Below are 22,715 nucleotides of genomic sequence, written 5' to 3'. Positions count from 1 at the left end.
GGACACAGGTGCTTCGCCGTGGTCGGCAATGCTTCCGTGCGCCCTGCTACTGCCGGACGGCGGACCCTTGTATGGGAGGAGCGCCCGGACCGCCGGCCCGGCTCACCGCCCCTACGCCTCTTCGGATCACCACAGGAGTGCGCATGCCCCCCACTCCCCCCGAGCAGCCCGTCCCCCGGGAACCGGCCGCCGGAAAGCCTCCCGCGATCCATGTGATCGACAGTCCGCGTGTCGACGCGTACCGGCAGAAAGTCGAGGACACCTACGCCGATCCGCCGTGGAAGTGGGAGCGAGCCCTCGGCCCCGACAACCTGTTGTTCCAGTTCGGCCTGTTCGATACGGACGAAGTGGCCGCCGGGCCGGCGCGCGGATCGGTCGGACCGTCCGAGGTGCGGCACTTCGAGGAACAGCTGGAGATCGCCGGGCTGGCCGGGCCTCAGCGGCCGGCCGTCCACCGGATCCTGGACCTGGGATGCGGCTGGGGTTTCCTCTCCCGCTACCTGGCCCGCCGCTTTCCCGAGGCCGCGCACATCGACGCGGTCAACATCAGCGGACGGCAACTGGAGTACTGCGCGGACAAACTCGCCGCAGAGCCCGAACTCGACGGCCGGGTACGGCTCTTCCAGTGCGACGGGCAGGATGTCGATCTGCTGCCCGCCCCCGAGATCCCCTACGACTTGGTCGTAGTGCGCGGTGTGTACACGCACTTCCTCGACGACGTCTTCGAGGCATCGGTGAGCGCGGTCGCCAAACGCGTGCGGCCCGGCGCCCTCGTCATCATCTCCGACACCCTCTACAAGACCGACCTCACCGCCTACCGCCCTGCCATCCCCGACCGCGTCGACCGGCTGGCCTGCGGCAACCGCAAGAGTCCGGCCTATTTCGTGGGCGTCCTGGAACAGCACGGCCTGGTCCTCACCGACATGCGGATCATGCCCTCCAACGCGGAGATCGTGCACTGGTTCCAGAAGGTCCGGCTCAACATCGAGCACCACTTCCCGGACGGCATCACGGGCCCCATCGAGGAGCTGCGCGAGATGGCCGTCAGCTTCTCCGTCGCGCTCACCGCCGACAAGGCGTCGGTGTACAGCGTCATCACCCGTCGGACGGCGTGAGCGGGCAGGACGGATCCGCCCGACCAGTTCCACGCTCCCGACGCCCCGTTCCCGCGCGGCGCAGACGAGTTCGTCCGCGCGAACGGCGGGCAGATCGCCGGGCCTGCCGGGCCGGGTGGCAGCTCGCCGTGGGCGGAGCAGAGCACCGCTGCGGGCACGCCGTCGACGGGCGTCATGTCAGGTGTAGATGATCTGGCCGCCGGCCGCGTGTTCGTAGAACTCGCCGACGGTGATGATGCCCTGGACCTGGTCGACGAGGTCGTCCTTGCCGAGTTCGAAGAGGTCTGCCGAGGCCTTGCAGGCGTAGATGCCCGCGCCGGTGTCGGCGATCATCTGAAGGAACTCGGGGATGGGCGGGATGTCGAGCTTGTCCATCTTGCGTTCCATGGAGCGGGTGACCAGGTCCGGTACGCCGGGCATACCGCCGAGCAGGGTCGGCAGGTGCAGGCCGGGGTTGCCGACGGTGGCCAGCTTGATGTGGCCCCAGCGCTTCTTCGTGATGGCGTCCAGGCCGAAGAAGGTGAAGAACAGGTCGGCTTCGATGCCCTCGGCGCGGGCGCCGTTGGCCATGATGAGAGCGGGATAGATCCCTTCCAGGGATCCCTTGGAGACGATGATCGAGACCTTCTCGATCGTGGCGGTGTCGGCCATGACGGCTCGCGCTCCTCAGATGCAGCCGCGGGGCTTGGGGATCCCGGCGATCTTCGCGGCGGTCTTCGCCGGTCCCTTGGGGAAGAGCTGGTAGAGCTCCTTGACACTGACGCCGGAGGTCTTGCCCAGCACACGCACGGTGGGTCCGGTGCCCTTGACGGCGTACTGCTCGCGCATGAAGCGGATGACCGTCCAGTGCCGGTCGGTCAGCGTGTCGATGCCGAGTTCCCCGGCGATCTGCCCGGCCATCGGCTCGGTCCACCGGCCGGGGTCGGTGAAGAAGCCCTCGTCGTCGACCGGGACGACAATGTCGGCGTAGGTGGCGGTGGTCATGGCGGGTTCCTCTCCCTCAGACGGACACGTCGGTCCTCAGACCGGCACGTGGTCCTTGCCGCGCTCGGGCATGGCCGAGCTGATGCCGGGCAGTTCCCGGCCGGGCAGCAGGCTGTGCCAGTACAGCCACTCGAAGGCGAGCTTGCCGAGATGGCTCGCGTGCGACTCCTTCAGCAGCGGCAGTCCGACCGTGCCCGGGAAGTGGCCGGGCAGCGGCTCGGTGTCGTAGTTGAAGTCGATCAGCAGGGCCTTGCGGAAGCCGGTCTCGACGAAACAGTTGGTGTGCCCGTCGAAAGAGGCGTCCAGTGGCTGCCCGGCGAGGTGGCGGCCGATGTTGCGCACCACTACCTCGCCCTCGAAGTGGGCCACCGAGCCCGCCTTGGACGCGGGCAGACCGGCGGCGTCTCCGACGGCGAACACCTCGGGACGGCCGGGAAGCTGGAGCGTGCGCTGGTCGACGGGGACGAAGCCGAGTTCGTCGCCCAGGCCTTCGGAGCGGTCCACGTACTCCGCGCCGCCGTGCAGCGGCACGACGACCGCCAGATCGAAGGGCACCTCGCGCTCGTCGTACGAGATCAGCCGGCCACCGGAGCCGTCGGCCTCGCCGAGGGTGAACTCGGTGACCAGCTCGATGCCCTTCTCCGCCAGCAGGCCACCCAGCGCCTTGGCGGCGACCGGCTTGGTGAACGCGCCGTCCAGCGGGGTGACATAGGTGAGCTGGACCCGGTCGCGTATTCCGCGCCGCTGGAAATACCAGTCGGCGAGGAAGGCGAACTCCAGAGGCGCGACAGGGCACTTGATGGGCAGGTCCGCCACGTTCACCACGACCCGGCCGCCGTCGAAGTGCTCCAGCGCGTGGCGCAGACCGACCGCGCCGGGCAGGTCGTAGAAGGTGAACATGTTCTCACCCCGGCCGGGGCTGGTCAGGCCCTCGGTCTCCTCGGGCAGGAGCCTGGCTCCGGTGGCGACCACGAGCACGTCGTACGCCAGCCAGCCGCCGACGGCGAAGTGCACCGTACGTGCGTCCAGGTCGACCCGGTCGATCCTGGACCGCCGGTAGTCGATCCCCTCGTGCAGCTGCCTGGGCCGGGACCGCACCAGTGCGTGCGGCTGGGCCAGCCCGAAGGGTACGAACAGCAGCCCGGGCTGGTAGACGTGGTCGTCGTCCTGGTCGACGACCGTGATCCGGCACTCGCCCTCGTCGTACTTCCGGCGCAGCCGGTTCGCCGTCAGTGTGCCGGCGGTTCCGCTTCCGAGAATCACGATGTGGTGGCCCATGCCTCCACTGTCGTCGGGAAGGTGCCGGCGGAACATGGGCCGCTGGTCCCCGGCCAGGTACCCGTCCGGCTATGCCGCCGAACGGCCCCGTCCGTACCCCGTCGGCCTCTCGATCCGGCGCGCTTCGCGCGGTCGACTGGAACACGGAGCAGCCGACACCACCGAAAGGGCACGGTCATGACCGGCAGCACACCGCAGACCCTCGACACGAACCGGCCGCACGGCTCGGAGGTCCACCGTCTCGAGGTCACCCACGTCGACCAGGACGCCTACGCGGTGGACGTCCGCGGGCATCGCCTTCAGGTCGACCAGCCCGTCGAGGCGGGCGGCACGGACACCGCGCCCACCCCCACCGAACTCTTCGCGGCCTCCCTGGCCACCTGCGTCGCCTTCTACGCGGGCCGTTACCTCCACCGGCACGGTCTGCCCCGCGCCGGTCTGCGCGTCCGTACGGAGTTCGCCCTGGCCACCGACTGCCCGGCTCGGATCACCTCCCTGCGACTGGTGGTCGTGCCGCCGCCGGACCTTCCCGAGGAGCGCCGGGCGGCCTTACTGGCGGTGGCCTCGCATTGCACGGTCCACAACACCCTGCACCAGCCGCCCGAGATCGACATCAAGCTGGAGCCATGAGCACGTCCCCGGCGCCGGCGTGGCCGGGGTCCGTATCCGGGCCGGCCTCATCGGCGACGACGAGGTGCTGGAGGGCCCGTGCGGCCCGAAGCGGATCGTCCACGCCGACCGCACCACCACGACCGTCCCGGCACGCCGCCACCGCCAGCCGGGCGAAGAGACATTGGCCGGCCAACTGGACGACGCCCGAACTCGCCGACGCCTTCCAGATCTCTTCCATCCCCACCCTGATGGCTGTCCGTGACCGCACCGTGCTGTACGCCCGGCCCGGCGCGCTCCCGCCTCAGGCCCTGGAGGAGGTCATCACCAAGATCCGCGCCGCCGACATGGCCGACGTACGGCGGAAGGCCGCAGCGGGCACGACGGGGGCGAACTGACACGCGCCGCGCGCGGGCAGTTGCGCGGCGGCTTGCCGGGCACGACCGCCGTCCGGCAGGTGTCGGCAAGGGCGGAGAAGACCATGCCGCCCGCGATGCCGGCAGATCATCCACGGGGCGGTGAACGACATCACCGTCGAGGTGATCCGGCGCGATCCCTACGACGTGGGCAAGGGCTTCGTGCCGCAGCCGAAGCGGTGGGTGGTCGAGCAGGTCAACGGCACCATCGACGGCCTTCCTCCCCTCCCGGCCACGCAACGGCCCCGCGGAGACCACCACCGTCCACCAGCGCATCGTGACCACGTTCAACGAGCACCCCGGGAAGGTGTTCCACGTCCGCGATCTGCACGAACGCCTTGACCTGCCCGCTGACGAGCCCTCGATCAACGTTTTCGCCCATTTCCGGCAGAGCTGGGCATCAACAGGGCGACGCTGCGGGAGGGGGTGCTGCGGGACCGGGAGTGTCGCGGCGTCGCCCCCCCTCGGCCGCTCGGGCAGGTGGGGCAGTCCCGCTGCCTGCCCTGCTCCGCAGGAGTCCGATTCTCCCCCGCGAACGGAAGGTACCCCCACCCCGGGCTGAAGACCGGGGCACCCTCGGAGGAATCCGGTGAAGGGATGCGTGATTGGCCTTCTGGTTGTTCCGTCGCTGCTCATATCCGGGTGCAAGGGCAGATACCAGCAGCAGTACGAGGAGTACGAAACACCAGGCGGACGGGAACCGTCCCAGCAGTGGATGGCAGGCTGCAACGATGCCGTAGCGGGCCGACCAGCCGATCCACCAAAATCTCGGTGCGGTCACATCTGCCCGTCCGGTTCTGGTGAAGCAGCGCGTTCACGACCTCGCGCAGGTCGCAGGAGCCCGGGCCCCCGGTCGCCGACCGCGCCGCTCCTTCTTCCACGCGGAGATGCGCTTCTGAACGGGTCCCATCACGGTGCCGGTTGGGAGTGGCGCGTCGGCTCCCTGTCCGCGGGGGCAAGGACGGTGTCATCGATCTCGTGGCCCAAGTTCCCGGAGACGTCGACCACTCCGTCCACACCCCTGCACAGCCGTAGGGCGACAGGGACAAGGGACTTGCGTTCGACGGTGCCGTCCAAGGAGACCCGGCCGTCGACGACGTGCACGGTGACCGCGGAGGGTGCGATGCCCAGGGTGCGCACAAGGATGTCCCTGGAGATCTCGTCCCGGATGGCGCGGTCGCCGCGCAGGAAGACGCGGAGCAGATCGGCGCGGCTGATCACGCCGAGCAGGCGGTCTGCCTCGTCGACCACCGGCAGTCGTTTGACGTGGTGGCGTTCCATGACCTGGGCGGCTTCCACCACCGTCCACTGTGGTCGGGCGGTCACGGCCGGGCTGTTCATCAGCCCTTCGGCGGTGGTCGCCTCCGCCTTGGCCCGGTCGGTGGGGCGCGGGTGCAGGACGGGCAGCAGGCCGGTCGGATCCCGCTGCCCTGCCTCCTTGCGCAGCAGATCCGCTTCGGAGACCACGCCCACGGGCCGGTCGTCGTCGTCCACGACGGGTACGGCCGTGATGTCGTACTCGGCGAGCAGTTTGGCGATCTCCTTGAAACCGGTCTCCCGCCGCACTCGTACAACCGATGTGGTCATGAGGTCGCTGACCATCCGGTGCTGCATGGCTTCCGCCTCCTCTTTCCCTCGCGTCCCCCTTCCACTGTCCTGCGCTCCGGAACGCCGTCCCATGGGCCGGTCGGCCCCGGTCGTGGCCGTCCGGGCTGAACGGCTCGGTCATGCAGCCGGCCGTCAGGCCGACAGAGCGGGGTCGTGGCGACGGCGACCGCGGGTGCCTCGGGCACGTGGGTGAACGGCAAAAGGTTCTGCGCCCTTGGGAGCAGAACCCAGGATCGGGCCGAACAGTGGGCCCGGCAGGACGGATCCCAGGAGCACCGACCAGGAGACGGGAGCCGCGCCAGGGCGGCTCCGGCTCCAGAACTCGGTGGCGGGGTAGGGCCCAGCGGGTCCTGCGCACCGGGACCAACAGGCCATGCCGGGCCCGGGCGGCCCAACCCCTGAGCCTGCCGCGCAGAACCGGGCACCCCGCGTCGGCTGAAGGGCTTCCCGTTCGGCCAGGGCTGAGTCGGGGAACGGAAACCGTTCGGCCCCGGAGGCGGCCGAGTCGGACTGCGCAGCAGCCGCTGGACGCCCCTCAGGACGCCGGACTGCCGGCCGTGGCGCAGGAGCCGCCCAGCCAGGCTCGGCACCCACACCGGGCCGGTCGCACACGCGGTGATGCACCACGTCCGCTGCCCGGTCCCGGTCACCGGGTTCGTGTCCCTCGGTCCCTCGCTCAGGACCTTCGGCCCCTGAGAGCCGGCATACCCGCGGGCGGTAGGACAGCAACAGGCCCACAGGGGAGGAGGGTGACGTGTATCCAGGTTCGCGTCCACGGCCAGGGCGCCGTCACGACCGCGGAGTTGTCGTCGGTGGCGGCGTCCAAGGAGAACCGCTCCGCGCAGGCGTTGCTCCCGGAAGAGGACCCCAGCGCATGAGGAACAGCACCCTCACGGTGTCCGAACTGCTCCCACGGCTCCCGCTGTTCGCCGGGTTGACGCGGGAACAGCTCACGGTCATCGTCTCGGGCTCACACGTCAGGACCGTCAGGGAGAACTTCGGCGAGGTGGTGTTCGACGGGATCAGCTGTCCGGTGACCGCGCCCGCCCTCGTCGAGACGAAGCTGCTGTCGGTCCCGAGCACAGCGGCGCTGTCCCTGATGGACCTGAACCCGTCCTACACCCGCCGCATGCCGGCCGACATGGCGGTGCGGCTGCTGAGCCCGGTGCGCGACGTCGAATCGTACGCACTGCGTACCAGCGAGCCGAGGGTCCCCCGGGCAGAGTCCGGGGGACGGTCACCGGGGTCCTGCTGCACAAGGCCGGGGGGTGAGGGCGAAGGCCGGGAAGTCGTACTGCCTCCGCCAAGCAGACCGTCACCTCCGGCTCGACCTCACCCCCAAGCCCCTCTCCCGCGCCCTGGACGCCGGGGACGACGAGGCGGCCGGGTTCATCCTGTACGCCGTGTTCACCACGCTGACCAACGTCAACTTCAACCCGACCCGTTTCGTCGCGCTGCTCCGGGAGGCCGCAGCCGTACGGGAGGGTCCGGGCAGGTTACGAGGCAGCCGCGCGCGAGCACGGCCTGGAGCCGCAGCGGCTGCCCGGACCGGCCGAGTGGTGCCCCGCGCCGGACCTGGACGGACTGCCGGCGCAGGCCCCGGACTTCCGCGTGGATGCCGGCCTCGACCAGGTCGGCCCGGACGTCGTCGGCCTGCGCTCGCTGCACCTGTACGCCCTCAAGGGCATCTGCGCCTACGCCCACCACGCCCACGTCCTCGGCAAGCACAGCGCGGAGGTGTTCGCCGGCGTGGAGGACAGCCTGGCCTACCTGGCGGGCGAGCCCACGGACATCGACGAGCTGCTGGAGCGGGCGGTCGGCCTCGGCCACCTCAACCTCTCGGTCATGGAGCTGCTCGATGCCGCCGACACCGGCACGTACGGCGCCCAGCAGCCCACCGCTGTGCGGACAACTCCCGTGGCGGGCAAGGCGATCCTGGTCAGCGGCCACGATCTGCGCGACCTGGCCGCCCTGCTGGAGCAGACGAAGGACACCGGCATCAACGTCTACACGCACGGCGAGATGCTGCCCGCGCACGCCTACCCGCTGCTGAGGGCGTACCCGCACCTGGCCGGCAACTACGGCGGCGCCTGGCAGGACCAGCAGCGCGAGTTCGCCAAGTTCCCCGGCCCGATCCTGATGACGTCGAACTGCGTCATCGAGCCGTATCCCGCCTACCGTCGGCGCATCTTCACCGCCGGCCCGGTCGGCCGGCCGGGCGTGCGCCACCCTCACCGACGGCGACTTCTCCCCCGTGATCCAGGCCGCGAAGGCGTTGCCCGGCTACCGCGCGGACGGGCCGGAGCGGTTCATCACCGTCGGGTTCGGGCGCGATGCGCTGCTGTCCGTCGCAGGCGACGTCGTCGCCGCCGTCAAGAAAGGCGCCATCCGGCGCTTCTTCCTGGTCGGCGGCTGCGACGGCCCCACGGTCGGCCGCGACTACTACCGGGACTTCGCCCTGGGCGCGCCCGACGACGCGGTCGTGCTCACCCTCGGCTGCGGCAAGTACCGTCAAGATCGCCGCAGCCCTGGCCGACGCCTTCGAGTGCGGCCTGAACGAACTGCCGCTGACCCTCGCCCTGTCCTGGACCGAGCAGAAGGCGGTGGCCGTCCTGCTGAGCCTGCTCGCACTGGGCATCCGGGGCATCCACCTCGGCCCTTCGCTGCCGGTGTACCTGACGCCGGGTCTGGTGGACGTGCTCGTCGACCGGTTCGGGATGCGCACGACCGGCGACCCGAAGACGGACATCGCCGCGGCCTTGGGGAGGACAGGCGCATGACCGTCACTCTCACGACCTCCGACGGGGAGTGCCTCGAGTTCGCGTGCGCGCCCGGGCAGAGCGTCCTGGAGGCAGCCGCGGAGTGGGGCGCCGTCCTGCCGTCGGCGTGCCGCTCGGGCACCTGCGGCTCCTGCCGGGCCACCGTCACCGACGGCGCCTGCGACCTGGGCATGTACAGCGCCGACGCGCTACCGTCCGGCGAACGCGACGCGGGCGGAGTGCTGCTGTGCCGCACCTACCCGAGCGGGCCTCTGACGGCCGACCTGCCCTACGACAACTCCCGCATCCTGTACGGCGCAATCCCGGTGCGCCAGGGCACGGTCTGCGCGCTGGAGACGGTCGCGCGGGACACCGTGCGACTGGAGCTGCTGCTGGAGGAGGACGAGGAACGCGGCGCCGGATTCCAGTTCCACGCCGGGCAGTTCGTCGAGGTGCAGGTGCCGGGGCGGGTGGAGCGGCGAGCGTATTCGCTGGCCAATACCGGAAACCGGGAAGGGCGCGTGGAGCTGTTCGTGCGGCTGCGGCCCGGCGGGCTGTTCTCGTCGTATCTGCGTGAGGAGGCTCAGGTCGGCGACCGGCTGACCGTGCACGGGCCGCAGGGCGCGTTCGGGTTGCGCGGCAGGACCCTCAGCCGGTGCGGTTCTTCTTCGGCGTGAACGAGGACGAGGACGTCTTCGGCGACGCCGAATTCAAGGCCGTGGCAGCCGAATGGGCGTCCTTCGCGTACGAGGTCTGCGTCTGGCGCCCGAGCGACGGCCGGCATGGTGCCTGCCGCGGGCACTCCCGCCGAGCAGGTCACCGAGGCGCTGCGCACGGCAAACGAACCGCCCGACGTGTATGTGTGCGGACCGCCCCCGCTGGTCGAGAGCGTGACGGACTCGGCACTGGCGGGCGGAGTCCCGGCGGACCGGATCTTCCGGGAGCGGTCCCTGCCGACCTGATGCGTACATGCGACGCCCCGTGGGTGAAGGAGGCGCTGAATCCGCGGGGACGCTCTGTCGCATGGCGGGCCAGTCGACGAACTCGCCCACTGCCGTCTTGAGTTCGACCGGATACTTCATCATGACCGACGACGAGCACGAGATCACGGCGCGGGTCGCGGCAACGCCGTTGGAGGCGTCGTCGGCTCCACCCGGCGGCGCAGCGGCGGGCCCGCGCAACTGCTGCTCCAGGGACCGCCGTTGCTCCACCACGGTCGGCGCGTCGGAACACGGCAGCAGCGGACCGGCGCCTGGTTCACCCGCCCCTCGGCGACCAGCGCGGCCACATCTGCGAAGTCACCGCGCGCGGGGCGCAGCAGCGCATACGGCCGGGAGCCGAGCCGGTGGACGCGGGCGGCCGGGTGAGCAGGCCGCGGACGCGGTTGCTGGTGCGGCGAGGTCCTGGTCGAAGTCGACGAGGACGGCGAGTTCGGCGGCGCCTGCTGTTCGTCGCGGGCGCCGCCACGGCGATCTGGGCAGAGGATCAGGGGATCGGCCGGCTGGTGCCCCCTTCCCGGAGCCGCCCCGCTGAACGGGCCCCGGACACCGCCCGACAGTACGACGCACCGTCCCGTGCGGCGCCTCGGTGCTCGGTACCTTCGCCCGGTTCAGGACCTCGGGTCCGACCCCATCCGCGCCATGAACGTCTCCGGGTCGGTGTCGAAGCCGCAGAGCGCGGGGTGCAGCTCCCAGACACCGGTTGCGTCTTTGGTGCACTCCGCGACGGTGACGGCTCTGGAGTCGGCGAACCGTGTGAGGTCGTCCTTCACCAGTTCGGTGTAGCCCTCGACGACCAGCACTCCAGTGTTCGAGACGTCCCCGAAGGTCTTGGGGCCGGAGGTCTGGTGGACCACCACGCCGACGACGACCCGGGCGAAGGAGGGGGCGAGACGGTCGAGTTCGAAGGTCATCGCCTCGACGTAGCCGAGGCCCTGTCCGGTCTGGCTGTGGCGGCTCATGTTGATCGTGCCGTCCGGGGAACGGCTGTCGTAGTGGACGACGTACACCGGCTTCCCGTACGGCGCGTCCGCGCAGTAGGTCGCGGCGACGATGTCGAGGTGATGCGGAGGCTGACCGAAGGGACTGGGGTCCCATTTGAGCCGTATCTCGACCTTCTTCAGCCCTGTGCCGCTGTTCACCTGATGCTGCCTCTCGCGCCGCTGTTCACCGCGGGTCGCTCCCCCGCACCTGAAGTATGGCTCTGCGCAGGCGCGTTAAAGCATCGTCAGGAAAAACGCGGTGAAGCCGGGACTTCTGTGGGGCGGTCAGCCGTCGAGCACGGGCCCGGCCGTGTCCAGTGCGGCGCCCGCGTGGTCGGCCAGGCTGACGGCGACCAGGCGGGTGCGCAGCGGGGGCGGGGGTGTGCCGGGTGTCGGGGTGAGCATGAAGCGGCCCAGGTAACGGCCGCCCGCCGAGGTGCGCAGTTCGATCTCCTCGGCGGGCCAGCCGTCGGTGTCCAGGTCCCACGTGGTGCGGCCGACGGTCAGCGAACCGTCCTGTTCCAGGCGGGGGTGGCGGCCCAGCAGTGTGCCGTGCTCGAAGCGGCAGCCGTCCAGACCGAGGACGGCGACGAGGTGCTCCCGCACCTGTTCCACCACCGCGTACGGTGATCCCCCGGCCTGGGCGAGCGCGGCCGTCTCGTGGATGCGTGCCAGATGGGCCGCGTCGGTGACGGTGACCAGTTCGAGGGTGCGGGCGTGGGCCGCGAGCTGGGAGACGGCGACGCCGACGGCCAGCAGCAGGACCGTGGTGGTGATGTCGTCGGTGTCGGTGATGGTGAAGTGCTGGTAGGGGCGGGTGAGGAAGAAGTCGAACCATGCCGCGGCCGACAGCGCGGACAGGGCCCCGGCACCGCGGTTGCCCAGCGCGGCGACCGCCACGACGGTCACGACGAGGATCAGCGCCAGGTTCGCGGACGTCATGCCGTCACGCAGCGGCACCAGGCCGAGGGCGACGGCGAGCGGGACGAGCAGGGCTGCCGCCAGGGCGGCTCGGTCACGCGGGGGCATCCGCATTTCCATCACCTCACGGAAGGCAGGAGCGGCGCTTCTTCCCGGAGCACCGCCGGCACGGCAAGAATCCCGCCGCTGCGGGCGTGCGGCCAGCGGCGCACGCGTTCCTTGACGCGCTCCTGACGCCGTGTGTCCGGCGGTCTGGAGGGTGTGGCGGTGGGTGGGGTCGGACGGGTCGGAGCCGGTGAGCTGGTGGATGCGTTCGAGGCGGTAGGTGAGGGCGCGCACGCTCAGGGACAGGCGTCGGGCGGCCTCCGCGGACACGCAGCCGGCGTCGAAGTACGCGATCGGCGGCTCGCCCACCAAGGCACCCGGCCTCGCCGAGCGCAACCACCTGACACCCGCCAGGCCCTCGGCTCGACGTCCGCCTGACAAGGGTGTTCTCCTGGGCGTGGTGATGCGGCGTGGCCGGGTCGTCAGGTGCTTCGGCCACCACGCTCCGGCCGGCAGGTGCGGCCTGGGCTGCGCTGCCGCCCGTCACGGTGGCCGCCGTCTGTCTTTTCCTGTGCTTCCTGTGCGGCTTCAGCCGCTCGGCAGCCGCGGGGTGGTGTGCTGCGGCCGGAAGCATGTGGTGGTTCGCGCCGTCGAGGTGAAAAGGGAGCCCGGGCGGGGCATCGGGTCACGGGGTCCGGTGAGACGTGCGACCGCGTCTCGGCGAAAAAACGATTGAGACGGCAACCTTTCCGCTCTGAGCGGCCACTTGGGGGTGTACCGACGAGGGCGAGCCGTGGTCAGCGGCTCTACGCCTTCTATGTGAACACCCGATCGGAGCACCACGTGTCACCAGACGACCCGAAATCCGCCGAGCAGCCGATGCCTCGGGAGCGCACGCCCCGTCGTAGCCGGATGCTCCGGCATCTTGCCGTGGGGACGGTGACGGTGCTCGCGGCCTCGGCCGGTGTCGGTGCCCTGGCGCCCAGCGCCGGCGCCGCAACGACCGTCGGCATCAAGGTGAACGCCGGTACCTCCCTGGGCACGGTGCCCAGCAGTGGTGCCGGCCTCAATCTGGGCTTCGGTGACGAGCACATGGGGGACGCCAATGTGACCTCGCTGATGAAGGCCGCAGGAGTTCGGCAGCTGCGCTATCCCGGCGGTTCCGGCGCGGACGAATACCACTGGAAGACCCACACATCCGGCGACGGCAAGGGCTGGATCCCCTCCAACACCAACTTCGACCGCTTCATGGACATCGCGAAGAAGGTCGGCGCCCAGCCGATCCTGACCGCGAACTACGGTTCCGGCACCGTCCAGGAGGCCGCCGACTGGGTCAAGTACTCCAACGTCGACAAGGGTTACGGCGTCAAGTACTGGGAGATCGGCAACGAGGTCTACGGCAACGGGCACTACGGCGACGGCAAGGGCTGGGAGCGTGACGATCACGCTGACAAAAGCCCGAGGGAGTACGGGAAGAACCTGGTCGCCTACTCGAAGGCGATGAAGGCCGTGGACCCGACGGTGAAGATCGGAGCGGTGCTCACCACCCCCGGCGGCTGGCCGGACAAGGAGAAGGCTCCCGGTGACAGCGCCGACTGGAACAACACGGTGCTCTCCATCGCGGGAAGCTCGATCGACTTCGTCATCGTCCACTGGTATCCGGGCGGCAAAACCACGGCCGACCTGCTGAACACCCCCTCCAAGATCGCCGGTACCACGGCCGAGCTGCGTTCACTGATCGCCAAGTACACGGGCTCGCGCGCCGCTTCGGTGGAGATCGCGGTCACCGAGACCGACGCCGTCGGCTCGCCCGCCCTGACCAGCCAGGCCGCGGCCCTGTTCGCGCCGGACACCTACATGACCTGGTTCGAGCAGGGCGCCACCCACGTGGACTGGTGGAACCTGCACAACGGCACGGACCAAGTACCCACCACCGTCCACGGCCAGACCGACTACCAGGACGGGGGCATTCTCTCCGCCGGAACCTGCGCCGGGGGGAAGTGCCAACCGCCGCGCGACACCACCTTCCCCACCTACTGGGGCATCCGCTCGCTGACCGCACTGGCGAAGCCGGGCGACACCATCGTCAAGTCGTCCTCGCGCAACTCGTCGGTCACTGTGCACGCGGTGCGCAGCGGCAACGGCGGTCTGAACGTCATGCTGACCAACAAGAGCCCTGAGAACGCGGCGCAGGTATCGCTCTCGTACGCCGGATTCACCCCGGCCGCAGGGGCGGTCACGACCGTTTCGTACGGCAAGGGAGACACCGCCCTGACGACGGCGAAGCGGGGCACAGCGGTCGCACAGACGCTGCCGCCGTACTCGATCACGACTCTTCAGCTGAAGCCCGCGTCGGGAACCGCCGCTGACAAGCCGTCGCCCGCTCCCACGCCGACCGCGCCCACGGCGGTGGTCTCCGGCCTCGGCACGACCGGCACCCGTGCACAGGCGGAGGCGAAGGTCGGCACACCCGTCAGCCAGCCGACCCCTGACGGCGCGTCCGGCCCCCTGGCTTCCACCGGGGCGAGCAGCGCTGTCACGTACAGCGCCTTCGGTGGCCTGCTGGTCATCGCTGTCGGCGGCATGCTGGTGCTTCGCGGACGTCGCCGCAGGGCTTCGCACGGGAAGTGAGAGCGCGTGAGTGACTGACGGCCCGGCGCGCACGCCACGGGTGGCTGGACCTGCCTCGGCACCGGTCCCGACCCGTGGACCGCGTTCCGGGCCGCCGGGGAACTGCCGCGCGAGGACTTCGCGATGAACTACAACCAGGTCGTCCAGAGCGAACAGTTTCTGCTCCTCGCCTGACTGCGGAGACGGCTCGGTCCCCTGCCTCACTCGGGAAGCAGGGGGCTGAGCCGTCCGTGGCCGGTGCCTCCTGGAGGCTGAGCAGGATGTCGACACCGTCCTGGCAGGGAGGAACCCCAGCCGACGCGCGGCTGGGGTTCCTCAAGGCGGTGAGTATCGGTCAGCGGGTGGAGTTGCCCACGCCGTGGACAGTTCGTCCACGCGTCGGCGGACCGCACTCCGTCGTGATCACCGTGGATCAGGCGGGTCAGCGCTGAAGGGTGAGCACGCCCGGCCGGTACGGCAGGCTCAGGTAGCCGGTGTTCGGCGGGATGTCTTCGAGGAGGCCCTGGTAGAGGAACTGCAGGTTGCAGGGGTCGATGGTCATGGTCTGGTCGGGATTGGCACGGACCAGGTCACCGTGGCTGACGCCCTGGGCCCAGGTGGAACCGCTGTTGGCCTGGCCCGCGAAGGGGCTGCTCTCGCTGCCGGCCTGGACGGTCCACGGACCGTTGAGGCTGGAGGCGGTGAACGAGCGGAAGTAGCGGTTCGAACCCTGCGCCTCAACGATCATGAGGTACTGGTTCTGGCCCTGGATCTTGTAGACCTCCGGCGCCTCGAACAGAAGGTTCGATGTGTCGCTCATGACCGTCGTGTACGAGGAGCCGAAGCTGCTGGGGAAGTTCCCGATCGGCATGCTCGTCCGGTAGATCTTGCCGTTGTCGCCGGCGAAGAACAGGTAGATGTTCTGGTCGTCGGCGATCATGGTCGGGTCGAGCGGGGCACCGCCGTCAGCGGCGGGGAGGCTGCCGGTGAACAGCGGCTGCCGGGCGGACCAGCCGTTGGGGTTGGTGGGGTCGCTGGACGTGCGGTAGTAGAACGGGTACTGACCCCACTGGTCCACCATCACCCAGATGTTCTTGGGCGCGAAGTAGAACAGTTCCGGCGCCACCGCGGTGTCGGTCATCTGGGTCTGGGTGGCCGCCCCCATGTCGGACCAGTTCGTGAAGGGACTGAACCCCGTCGAGCCCCACGACGATCCGTCGGAGGTGGTCGCGTAGACCAGGTTCTTGCCGTTGTACTTCACGGTGGCGAAGTCCTTCAGCGCAAGCTGTCCGTTCGCCGGTTGCGCCAGCGGAGCCGACGAGGTCCACCGGTAGGCCGACGGAAGAGCACACGCGTTGCTCGCCCCGGCCAGGCCGGTCCATTTCTGGTTGGCGCCGCCCTGGCACGACCAGAGCCGCGCCTCCGTGCCGTTGGTCTTGCCCCAGCCCGAGGCTTCCAGGCACAGGCCGGACCGTACACCGATGATCGTGCCGTCGGGGTTCACCCGCCACTGCTGGTTCTCCGTGCCGGTACACGTCCAGATCTGCACCGGGGTCCCGGCCGTGGTGCCGCCGTCCCGGGCGTCCAGGCACTTGTTGCCGTACACGGTCAGCTGGCTGCTGTCCGTCAACGTCCACTGCTGGTTGACTCCGCCGTGGCAGTCCCAGATCTGCACGTTCGCGCCGTCGGTCTGGCTGAAGCCCGACACATCGAGACAGCGGCCGGAGTCGACACCGCGCACGTCGCTGGTGGTGGCCGCCTGAGCCGGGCCGGCGACGAGCAGCGCCGTGAACGCGGCCAGGGCCGCGACCACGGCGGCGAACACCGCCGACGGGTGTCTGGGGCTGAAGCTACGTCTGGACATAAGGACCTCGTCATCCTTGAGCAAGCGGCTCCGGTCTTCCCCGTCAGAGGCTGTCCGGACGCCGGTGTGGCGGGGACCCCATGCGTCCGACATATCGAACAAGGGTCGAAGTATCGAGCAATTGGAGGATAAAGACCTGGTGATCAACGTCAATACTTCTCACACGATCCGCGGGCAGAAACGTTCGCAGGCTGAAACCGAGCGGCTTCAAGTCCCGTGGCTGTCCGGCTCTTTGGCGTGAGGGGCAGGTGGCGGTGCGGATGCGGGCTTGGTGATCACTACGGACCCCGACCAGGTCGCCCACCTGAGCCTTCGGTCCGGCTCGGTGCCCAACTCGCGCTCCTGCCCGACATCGTGCTGAAGGTCATGGTCGGCAAGCGGCAGGAACTGCCGCTGCACACCGGCCACATCGCAGGCCTCTCCCAGTTCCTGCGGGACTCCATCGGCACCCTCGGCGCCCGCAGCACACCCGCGGCCGGCCAGTGCTTCCACTGCGAGGGGACCGGGCCTGCCGACGAAGCGTCTGCGGTTCCACTCGTTTCTCATGGCGGCAGTCCTCCCCGAACCGGGTGTCGAAGCGCTTCACCGGCCGCGAACGCTAACGGCACATTTCGAACGGAACAAGGGGGTCCACAAGAAGAAATTTTCTTGCATTCCAGCAATTGACAACCCGATAGATGCGGTGACAGCGTCGAAGCGCTTCAACGCTCCGCACCAGCCTGCTCAGAGTCAGAATGGTTTTTCCGGGCCTCCCTGCGACCGGGAGGCATCCGTTCCGCGACGCTGCACCGCCGATGGGCAAGCGCATCGACGATCTGCTCGGTCGGCTCACGCTCGGCGAGGCGTCGAGCACCACTGGGGCAGACGGGACGCCGGAGGGCTCGACGTTGTCAACGCTCACCTCGCAATCGGTTCCCCGACACGCCGTTCCGCCACTACGTCATGCGCCCGCCGACGCCAACGGCACGACACAGCAGCCGAGTTGCCGACACGAACGTCGAGCAGCCTGTGCCAGATTCAGCACTCACCCGCAGAAGAGGACGACTGCATGAGAAAGCGTCTCTGGTCAGCTTGGCGATCGTGTGTGATCCGTGAGGTGCGGGATCGGTTGGATCGTTTCCCATCGTGGTGGAGATGCGTGGGCGTGGAGGTGGAAGCCCGCGCCCAGTGCTGCTCCGCGTGGCCGGTGACGGCCGGTGGTGGGTGTGCTGATCGTCGTCACGTCCTGGTGCCGGTGGGCTGCGCGGGGCAGCCGGGTCCGGTCCGTTGGTGCGTGTCCCTCCGGACGCTTGCCCGCCGGACCCGGGGGTGCGGTGGGGGAGGGTGCCCCGCGTCGCCTGGGCGCGGGGCGTGTTGTCTGGTGCCGGGTGGGTCCGGTCTTCGACCGGTCCCACCGGCTGGTTGCGGGTGTGGCCGGTGTGACCACGGCCAGGGTTTCGAGGCTGTCGACCACTGACCGGATGGCCAGGGCACCGCTGGTGCGGTCCGCCACGGTTCTGGTCTGGTGGGTGAGGCCGCGTGCGGCGATGCGCCGCCAGGCTCCGTGGTCGCGGTCGCCCTGCCAGCCGCAGCCGGCGCGGTCGGGGCACAGGGCCCATTTCCATCCGGGGGTGGTGGGCTTGTCGGGGGCTTTGCGGTGGCGCAGCGGGGTCAGGCAGCGTGGGCACAGTCGGGAGGTGTCGCGGGCGGGGACGGTGACGACCGCGATCCCCGCCTCGACGGCAACATGCCGCATACGGTCCACGATCCGGCCGCGTACCTGCTGGGAGAGACGGGCGTTCATGGTGCGGCCCATACCCCGGGCCTCCATCGACCGCAGATCCTCCACGTAGATGACACTCGCCCCGGCGGCGACCGCCTGATCCACCGTCCAGCGGGCCGCCGACCACGCCAGAGCCTCGTTGAGGTTCGACCGGCGTGCGGACACATACCGGATCTCGTCGGCCAGAACCCGGTGGCGGGAGGCCAGCGGATGCCGCTCCTCACCGCCGGTCAGCCGCTGGTAGTGGCCGGCCTTGGCGTGCAGGTGTTCCGACAGGCGCCGCAGGCGGTGCTGCTTCGCGAGGACCCCGGCGGCCCGGAACTGTGCCCCCGCGCCGAGTTCGGCGATGGTGCCGTCAGCGTTGAGGCGTACGGCTCCCGCGCTCAGCAGGGTGTTCAGCCCCCAGTCCACGCCGAGCGCGACCGTGTGCCCGGTGCGGGCGGTCTTCGGCACGGTGTGCGTGTAGGCGAGATCAGCACGCACCCGGCTCTGGTGGACGCGCAGGGTGGGCAGGTGCAGGACCGCACCGGCCGGGACGGTCGGCGGCAGCAGGATCGGGCAGGCCACCCACGTCCAGTCCCGGTACGACACGGGATCGGGGCGGGTGGGGAGTTGCAGCCGGAGCAGGGCACGGCCGGGTTCGTCGGCGCGTTCGATGCCGGCCTGCTGGCCGTCACACGCCGACAGCAGCAGCATCCGTGGGGTGCGGGGCGGGGGTTCCAGGTCGAACACGTCCGCCGGAAGCCTGCCGGTCTTGCGGGCGAAGGCCTGGATCTGGCGGGTGCGGGAGGTGATCACGCTGGAGGGCAGGGACCGGCCGCCGGGCACCGCATCGCGCACCGCGTCCCACTCGGCCGCCGTACGCCGGGCCGGATCGGCGGGCCACGTGGCCAGGACACCGGCGGTCAGAGCGGCGCGCCATGCCGCCGACCGCAGCATCCGCCCGGCCTGCTCCTGAACCATCCGCACGATCCGGTCATTGACCCGCACCCCCTCAGGCGGTGTCACGGTCCAGCCCAGGCGGCGCAATGCCATCCACGCGTTCGACGGCAACCTCCTGCCGCCGGCATCCACCCCGGACGCCAAAGCCTCCACATCGGCGGCGTTCCAGCGCTCCGCCAGCAGCCCGGCAGCCATCCCGGACACCAGCCCCGCACACCACCCCACCCGCCGAGCCACCACCGACGCCGTCAGGAGTTCCCCGGTCCGCTCATCCACCCCGCCACGCAACAGTCCACGAGCACACGCGGTACGGGGGGTCAGACCTTCACCGACCGGCAGCTTCCGGCTCACCCCGCACCCCCTTCCCGCATGATCCTGTCATCCGACCAACGACCCACTTACGGAAAGGTCACGCATTCGATCCAAGAACTTCTGTACGACACGGACACGGGCACCGGCCCCAGAACACGGAACCACCCGGACAAGACATCACTACGGATCCTTAAAGAAACAGATGAGCCTGCCCCTCATCACGCTGGTCACTGCCGCGCTCGGGATGACGGCAGCAGGTGTGGCACCTGCCTTCGCCGCCTCGAACACGCCCTTGCGGGTCATGCCGTTGGGCGACTCCATCACCTGGGGCGTGGGAAGCAGCACGGGCAACGGCTACCGGGCTCCGTTGTGGGACAAGCTCGCGGCGGGCGGCCATCCGCTGGACTTCGTCGGCACGTTGCGGGGCGGTTCGATGTCCGACCCCGACAACCAAGGTCACCAGGGCTACAGGATCCACCAGATCGCCGAACCCGCCGACGCCTCGCTGATCCGCTACCGGCCCAACGTCGTGACGCTGATGATCGGCACCAACGACCTGGCCGGTAACTATGAGGTCGCCACCGCCGCCGACCGGCTGAAGTCGCTGGTCGACCAGATCACCGCCGACGTCCCTGACGCGACCGTCCTCGTGGCCTCCCTGGTCGTGTCCACCCTCGGCTCGGAGGAGCAGTACCGCGCCGCGTACAACCAGGCCATCCCCCAGATCGTGAGCGAGGCGCAGTCAGCGGGCAAGCACGTCGCATACGTGGACATGAGCAGCCTGACCACGGCCGACCTCGCCGACCCTCTGCATCCCAACGACGCGGGCTACCAGAAGATGGCCGACGCCTTCCACCGCGGCATCCGGTCCGCGGACAGCGCCGGGTGGCTGAGGAACCCCGCCCCCGCCCCCGCACACGTGCAGTCCGACAACGCCGGCAAGTGCATGGACGTCAGCGGCTTCGGCACCGCCGACGGGACCGCCGTACAGATCTGGAGCTGCGGCGACGGCATCAACCAGTACTGGTCCGCCTACACCGACGGCACCCTGCGCTCCATGGGTAAGTGCCTCGACGCCGCCGGCTTCGGCACGGCAAACGGCACCAAGGTGCAGCTCTGGGCCTGCCACGGCGGCGCCAACCAGATCTGGCAGCCCTACAACGGCGGCTACCGCAACCCCGCCTCCGGCCGCTGCCTCGACATTCCGGGCTTCTCCACGACCGACGGCACACAGCTCCAACTGTGGGACTGCCACTGCGGCTCCAACCAGAAGTGGACCACGCTGACCGCCGGATGACCCCCGCTCCCGGGACCGGAGCCCCTCCCCGCCCCGGTCCCGACATATCGAACTTTCGACTCTCGGTCCCCTTACCCGTGAGGAAGTTGATCTCGTATGTCCTGGCTCCAACACCCCCACAGCCGCCGGAGAGTCATGGCGGCCACCGCCGGCCTGGTCGCGGGCGCCACGCTGCCGGCGATGCGCGCGGCGGCGGCCACGGCGGCCCAACAGGAGCGGTTCACCAACCCGGTGATCTGGCAGGACTTCGCCGACCTCGAAGTCATCCGCGTCGGCGACACGTACTACTACACCGGCTCGACCATGCACTTCTCGCCGGGCGCGCCCGTCCTGCGCTCCTACGACCTGGTCAACTGGGAGTTCATCGGCCACTCGGTGCCGGTCCTCGACTTCGGCGACGCGTACGACCTCAAGGGCGGACAGGCGTACGTCCAGGGCATCTACGCGTCCTCGATGCGCTACCGCCCCAGCGACAGGACCTTCTACTGGGTGGGCCAGATCGGCTGGCAGCGGTCGTACGTGTACCGGGCCACCGACGCGGCGGGCCCCTGGACCCGGCACGCCGAGATCGGCAGCGTCTACTACGACGCGGGGCTGCTCTTCGACGACGACGGCACCCCGTACGTGGCGTACGGCGCCAACGAGATCCGCGTCGCACAGCTCTCCCCGGACATGCGCACCGAGGTCAGGTCCGAGCACGTGCTCACCAAGCCCGACGACATGCACCTGATGGAGGGCTCCCGCTTCTACAAGATCAACGGGAACTACTACATCTTCGCCACCCTCCCGCCCAACGGCCAGTACATCTGGAAGTCCACCTCAGGCCCCTTCGGCCCGTACGAAATGCGGGAGGTGCTGTTGAACCTGCCCGGCCCGATCCCCGGCGGCGGCATCCCGCACCAGGGCTCGCTGGTCGACACCCCGAACGGCGACTGGTACTACATGGGCTTCATCGACGCCTATCCCGGTGGCCGCGTCCCCGCGCTGGCCCCGGTCACCTGGAACGCCGCCGGCTGGCCCGAGCTCCAGAAAGTCGACGGCACGTGGGGCGAGACGTACCCCTACCCGCTCCCCCCGCACCCGCTCCCGCCGATGACCGGCGCCGACACCTTCGAGGGGACGGCGCTGGCGCCGTACTGGGAGTGGAACCACAACCCCGACACCGCCGCGTTCACCGTCGACAACGGGCTCACCCTCAGGACCGCCACCGTCACCGACGACCTCTACAAGGCCCGTAACACCCTCACCCGCCGCATCCAGGGCCCCGCCTCCACCGCGACCGTCGTACTCGACTGCTCCGGGATGGCGGACGGCGACCGGGCCGGGCTGGCGATGCTGCGGGACTCCTCCGCCTGGATCGGCGTCACACGGCTGAACGGCGTCAGCAGGCTGGTGATGTTCGACGGCCTGGCCATGGACGCCAACTGGAACACCAGCAGCACCGGCACCGAGCAGGCCCGCGCGGACCTCCCCGCCTCCGGCAGCCGCGTCTGGCTGCGCGCCACCGCCGACATCAGCCCGGGGCCGGGCCGCCAGACGACGTTCTCCTACAGCACCGACGGCACCACCTTCACCCCGCTCGGCCCGGCCTTCGCCATGAGCGAGAGACCTCATTTCTTCATGGGCTACCGCTTCGCCGTCTTCAGCCACGCCACCAAGGCCCTCGGCGGCACAGTGCGGGTGGAACGCTTCGACCTGCGCGCGTGCGCGCCGACGGCGCAGGCGGGCACTGTGGACACGAACGCCTGGTACGTCGTGGTCAACCGCAACAGCGGCAAGGCACTGGACGTGGCGGGCGCGAGCTCCGCGGACGGCGCCGCGATCACGCAGTGGGGCCGGTACGACGGGACCAACCAGCAGTTCCAGTTCGTGGACTCCGGTGACGGCTACTACCGGTTGAAGGCGAGGCACTCCGGCAAGCTGCTGGACGTCTCCGGCTGGTCGACGGCCGACAACGCCGCCATCAACCAGTGGAGCGACCACGGTGGCGTGAACCAGCAGTTCCGGTTGGCGGACTCACCGGACGGATACGTCCGGTTGATCAACCGCAACAGCGGGAAGGCCGTCGAGGTACCGGGCTTCTCCTCCGCCGACGGGACCGGCATCGTCCAGTACTCGGACCGGGGCGGCGTGAACCAGCAGTGGAAGCTCGTCCGCGTCGGCTTCGTGGGCTCGCGCTCCTGCTGACACCGGTATCCGGTTCAAGCCCACG

At 69.8% G+C, this 22,715-nt stretch carries 18 protein-coding genes and 6 pseudogenes; 13 read left to right on the top strand and 11 right to left on the bottom strand.

Annotated elements, in window-relative coordinates:
• Window positions 1–143 precede the first annotated feature (143 nt).
• Window positions 144–1,115 carry an SAM-dependent methyltransferase gene (locus J8M50_RS25635; RefSeq protein WP_010360035.1) on the top strand — a complete coding sequence of 324 codons (972 nt, stop codon included), beginning with the start codon at window positions 144–146 and terminating at the stop codon, window positions 1,113–1,115.
• 177 nt (window positions 1,116–1,292) lie between these two features.
• Here the strand turns inward: J8M50_RS25635 and J8M50_RS25630 are convergent, their stop codons facing one another.
• The 3 genes from J8M50_RS25630 to sqr are packed head-to-tail and all read right to left on the bottom strand — an operon-like array spanning window position 1,293 to window position 3,377.
• On the bottom strand, window positions 1,293–1,766 hold the full coding sequence (locus tag J8M50_RS25630; RefSeq protein WP_010360036.1) for a DsrE/DsrF/DrsH-like family protein: 474 nt from the start codon (window positions 1,764–1,766) through the stop codon (window positions 1,293–1,295).
• 15 nt (window positions 1,767–1,781) lie between these two features.
• Entirely contained in the window at window positions 1,782–2,099 is a 318-nt protein-coding gene (locus J8M50_RS25625; protein WP_010360037.1) for a TusE/DsrC/DsvC family sulfur relay protein, read from the bottom strand.
• 36 nt (window positions 2,100–2,135) lie between these two features.
• Complete coding sequence (gene sqr, locus J8M50_RS25620) at window positions 2,136–3,377, bottom strand: type III sulfide quinone reductase, selenoprotein subtype (RefSeq protein ID WP_010360038.1); 1,242 nt, start codon at window positions 3,375–3,377, stop codon at window positions 2,136–2,138.
• 177 nt (window positions 3,378–3,554) lie between these two features.
• Here sqr and J8M50_RS25615 point away from each other — a divergent pair, with 177 nt between their 5' ends.
• A complete protein-coding gene (locus J8M50_RS25615; RefSeq protein WP_010360039.1) occupies window positions 3,555–4,007 on the top strand; it encodes an OsmC family protein in 453 nt (150 codons plus the stop codon).
• Here J8M50_RS25615 and J8M50_RS25610 read toward each other — a convergent pair.
• Entirely contained in the window at window positions 3,991–4,227 is a 237-nt protein-coding gene (locus J8M50_RS25610; protein ID WP_162138060.1) for a hypothetical protein, read from the bottom strand. The two genes, J8M50_RS25615 and J8M50_RS25610, sit on opposite strands and share 17 nt — an antisense overlap.
• A gap of 10 nt (window positions 4,228–4,237) precedes the next feature.
• Between J8M50_RS25610 and J8M50_RS25605 the strand changes: the two genes are divergently transcribed.
• On the top strand, window positions 4,238–4,384 hold the full coding sequence (locus J8M50_RS25605; protein WP_010360041.1) for a hypothetical protein: 147 nt from the start codon (window positions 4,238–4,240) through the stop codon (window positions 4,382–4,384).
• 4 nt (window positions 4,385–4,388) lie between these two features.
• Here J8M50_RS25605 and J8M50_RS50145 read toward each other — a convergent pair.
• Window positions 4,389–4,490 (bottom strand): annotated as a pseudogene (locus J8M50_RS50145) (rhodanese-like domain-containing protein); the annotation flags it as partial.
• 821 nt (window positions 4,491–5,311) lie between these two features.
• Complete coding sequence (locus J8M50_RS25600) at window positions 5,312–6,016, bottom strand: CBS domain-containing protein (RefSeq protein WP_010360043.1); 705 nt, start codon at window positions 6,014–6,016, stop codon at window positions 5,312–5,314.
• 743 nt (window positions 6,017–6,759) lie between these two features.
• On the opposite strand from J8M50_RS25600, the gene J8M50_RS49275 reads away from it, so the two are divergent.
• From J8M50_RS49275 to J8M50_RS25585, 5 genes and pseudogenes are all read left to right on the top strand, one after another.
• The gene (locus J8M50_RS49275; protein ID WP_010360044.1) at window positions 6,760–6,888 is read left to right on the top strand and encodes a hypothetical protein; all 129 of its coding nucleotides are present in this window, start codon (window positions 6,760–6,762) and stop codon (window positions 6,886–6,888) included.
• 646 nt (window positions 6,889–7,534) lie between these two features.
• Window positions 7,535–8,230 (top strand): annotated as a pseudogene (locus J8M50_RS49270) (anaerobic carbon-monoxide dehydrogenase catalytic subunit); the annotation flags it as partial.
• Window positions 8,231–8,264: 34 nt separating this feature from the next.
• Window positions 8,265–8,790: pseudogene (locus J8M50_RS49265) on the top strand (hypothetical protein).
• Window positions 8,787–9,446 (top strand): FAD-binding oxidoreductase, encoded by a 660-nt coding sequence (locus J8M50_RS25590; RefSeq protein ID WP_199849151.1) that lies wholly within the window; start codon window positions 8,787–8,789, stop codon window positions 9,444–9,446. The pseudogene J8M50_RS49265 and the gene J8M50_RS25590 overlap by 4 nt, the downstream one beginning before the upstream one ends.
• Window positions 9,447–9,551: 105 nt before the next feature.
• Complete coding sequence (locus J8M50_RS25585) at window positions 9,552–9,731, top strand: ferredoxin reductase domain-containing protein (protein WP_199849150.1); 180 nt, start codon at window positions 9,552–9,554, stop codon at window positions 9,729–9,731.
• Between the two features lie 647 nt (window positions 9,732–10,378).
• Here the strand turns inward: J8M50_RS25585 and J8M50_RS25580 are convergent.
• The 3 genes and pseudogenes from J8M50_RS25580 to J8M50_RS25570 form a co-directional block, all read right to left on the bottom strand.
• Window positions 10,379–10,909: a TerD family protein gene (locus J8M50_RS25580; protein WP_010360045.1), complete on the bottom strand. Its 531-nt coding sequence runs from the start codon at window positions 10,907–10,909 to the stop codon at window positions 10,379–10,381.
• 126 nt (window positions 10,910–11,035) lie between these two features.
• On the bottom strand, window positions 11,036–11,875 hold the full coding sequence (locus tag J8M50_RS25575) for a DUF4118 domain-containing protein (RefSeq protein WP_338122944.1): 840 nt from the start codon (window positions 11,873–11,875) through the stop codon (window positions 11,036–11,038).
• Between the two features lie 42 nt (window positions 11,876–11,917).
• A pseudogene (locus J8M50_RS25570) lies at window positions 11,918–12,112 on the bottom strand (helix-turn-helix domain-containing protein); the annotation flags it as partial.
• 447 nt (window positions 12,113–12,559) lie between these two features.
• Between J8M50_RS25570 and J8M50_RS25565 the strand changes: the two are divergent.
• Complete coding sequence (locus tag J8M50_RS25565; RefSeq protein WP_223786266.1) at window positions 12,560–14,347, top strand: LPXTG cell wall anchor domain-containing protein; 1,788 nt, start codon at window positions 12,560–12,562, stop codon at window positions 14,345–14,347.
• Window positions 14,348–14,401: 54 nt separating this feature from the next.
• Window positions 14,402–14,497 (top strand): annotated as a pseudogene (locus J8M50_RS50420) (YceI family protein); the annotation flags it as partial.
• Window positions 14,498–14,768: 271 nt separating this feature from the next.
• On the opposite strand, the gene J8M50_RS25560 reads toward J8M50_RS50420, so the two are convergent.
• Together J8M50_RS25560 and J8M50_RS25555 are read right to left on the bottom strand one after the other, a co-directional pair.
• On the bottom strand, window positions 14,769–16,190 hold the full coding sequence (locus J8M50_RS25560; protein WP_029184629.1) for a non-reducing end alpha-L-arabinofuranosidase family hydrolase: 1,422 nt from the start codon (window positions 16,188–16,190) through the stop codon (window positions 14,769–14,771).
• Between the two features lie 1,066 nt (window positions 16,191–17,256).
• The gene (locus J8M50_RS25555; protein ID WP_223786265.1) at window positions 17,257–19,170 is read right to left on the bottom strand and encodes a zinc ribbon domain-containing protein; all 1,914 of its coding nucleotides are present in this window, start codon (window positions 19,168–19,170) and stop codon (window positions 17,257–17,259) included.
• A gap of 238 nt (window positions 19,171–19,408) precedes the next feature.
• On the opposite strand from J8M50_RS25555, the gene J8M50_RS25550 reads away from it, so the two are divergent.
• From J8M50_RS25550 to J8M50_RS25540, 3 genes and pseudogenes are all read left to right on the top strand, one after another.
• Entirely contained in the window at window positions 19,409–20,503 is a 1,095-nt protein-coding gene (locus J8M50_RS25550) for a ricin-type beta-trefoil lectin domain protein (RefSeq protein WP_010360050.1), read from the top strand.
• Between the two features lie 96 nt (window positions 20,504–20,599).
• Window positions 20,600–22,201, top strand: a pseudogene (locus J8M50_RS25545) (glycoside hydrolase family 43 protein); the annotation flags it as partial.
• The gene (locus tag J8M50_RS25540; protein WP_223786332.1) at window positions 22,178–22,690 is read left to right on the top strand and encodes an RICIN domain-containing protein; all 513 of its coding nucleotides are present in this window, start codon (window positions 22,178–22,180) and stop codon (window positions 22,688–22,690) included. The pseudogene J8M50_RS25545 and the gene J8M50_RS25540, both read left to right, overlap by 24 nt.
• Window positions 22,691–22,715 lie beyond the last annotated feature (25 nt).

Origin of the sequence: Streptomyces acidiscabies, from assembly GCF_020010905.1 — a bacterium.
GTDB lineage: Bacteria > Actinomycetota > Actinomycetes > Streptomycetales > Streptomycetaceae > Streptomyces > Streptomyces acidiscabies.
Note: the sequence above shows the minus strand (reverse complement) of the source record. Positions and strands in the feature narration are given on the sequence as shown.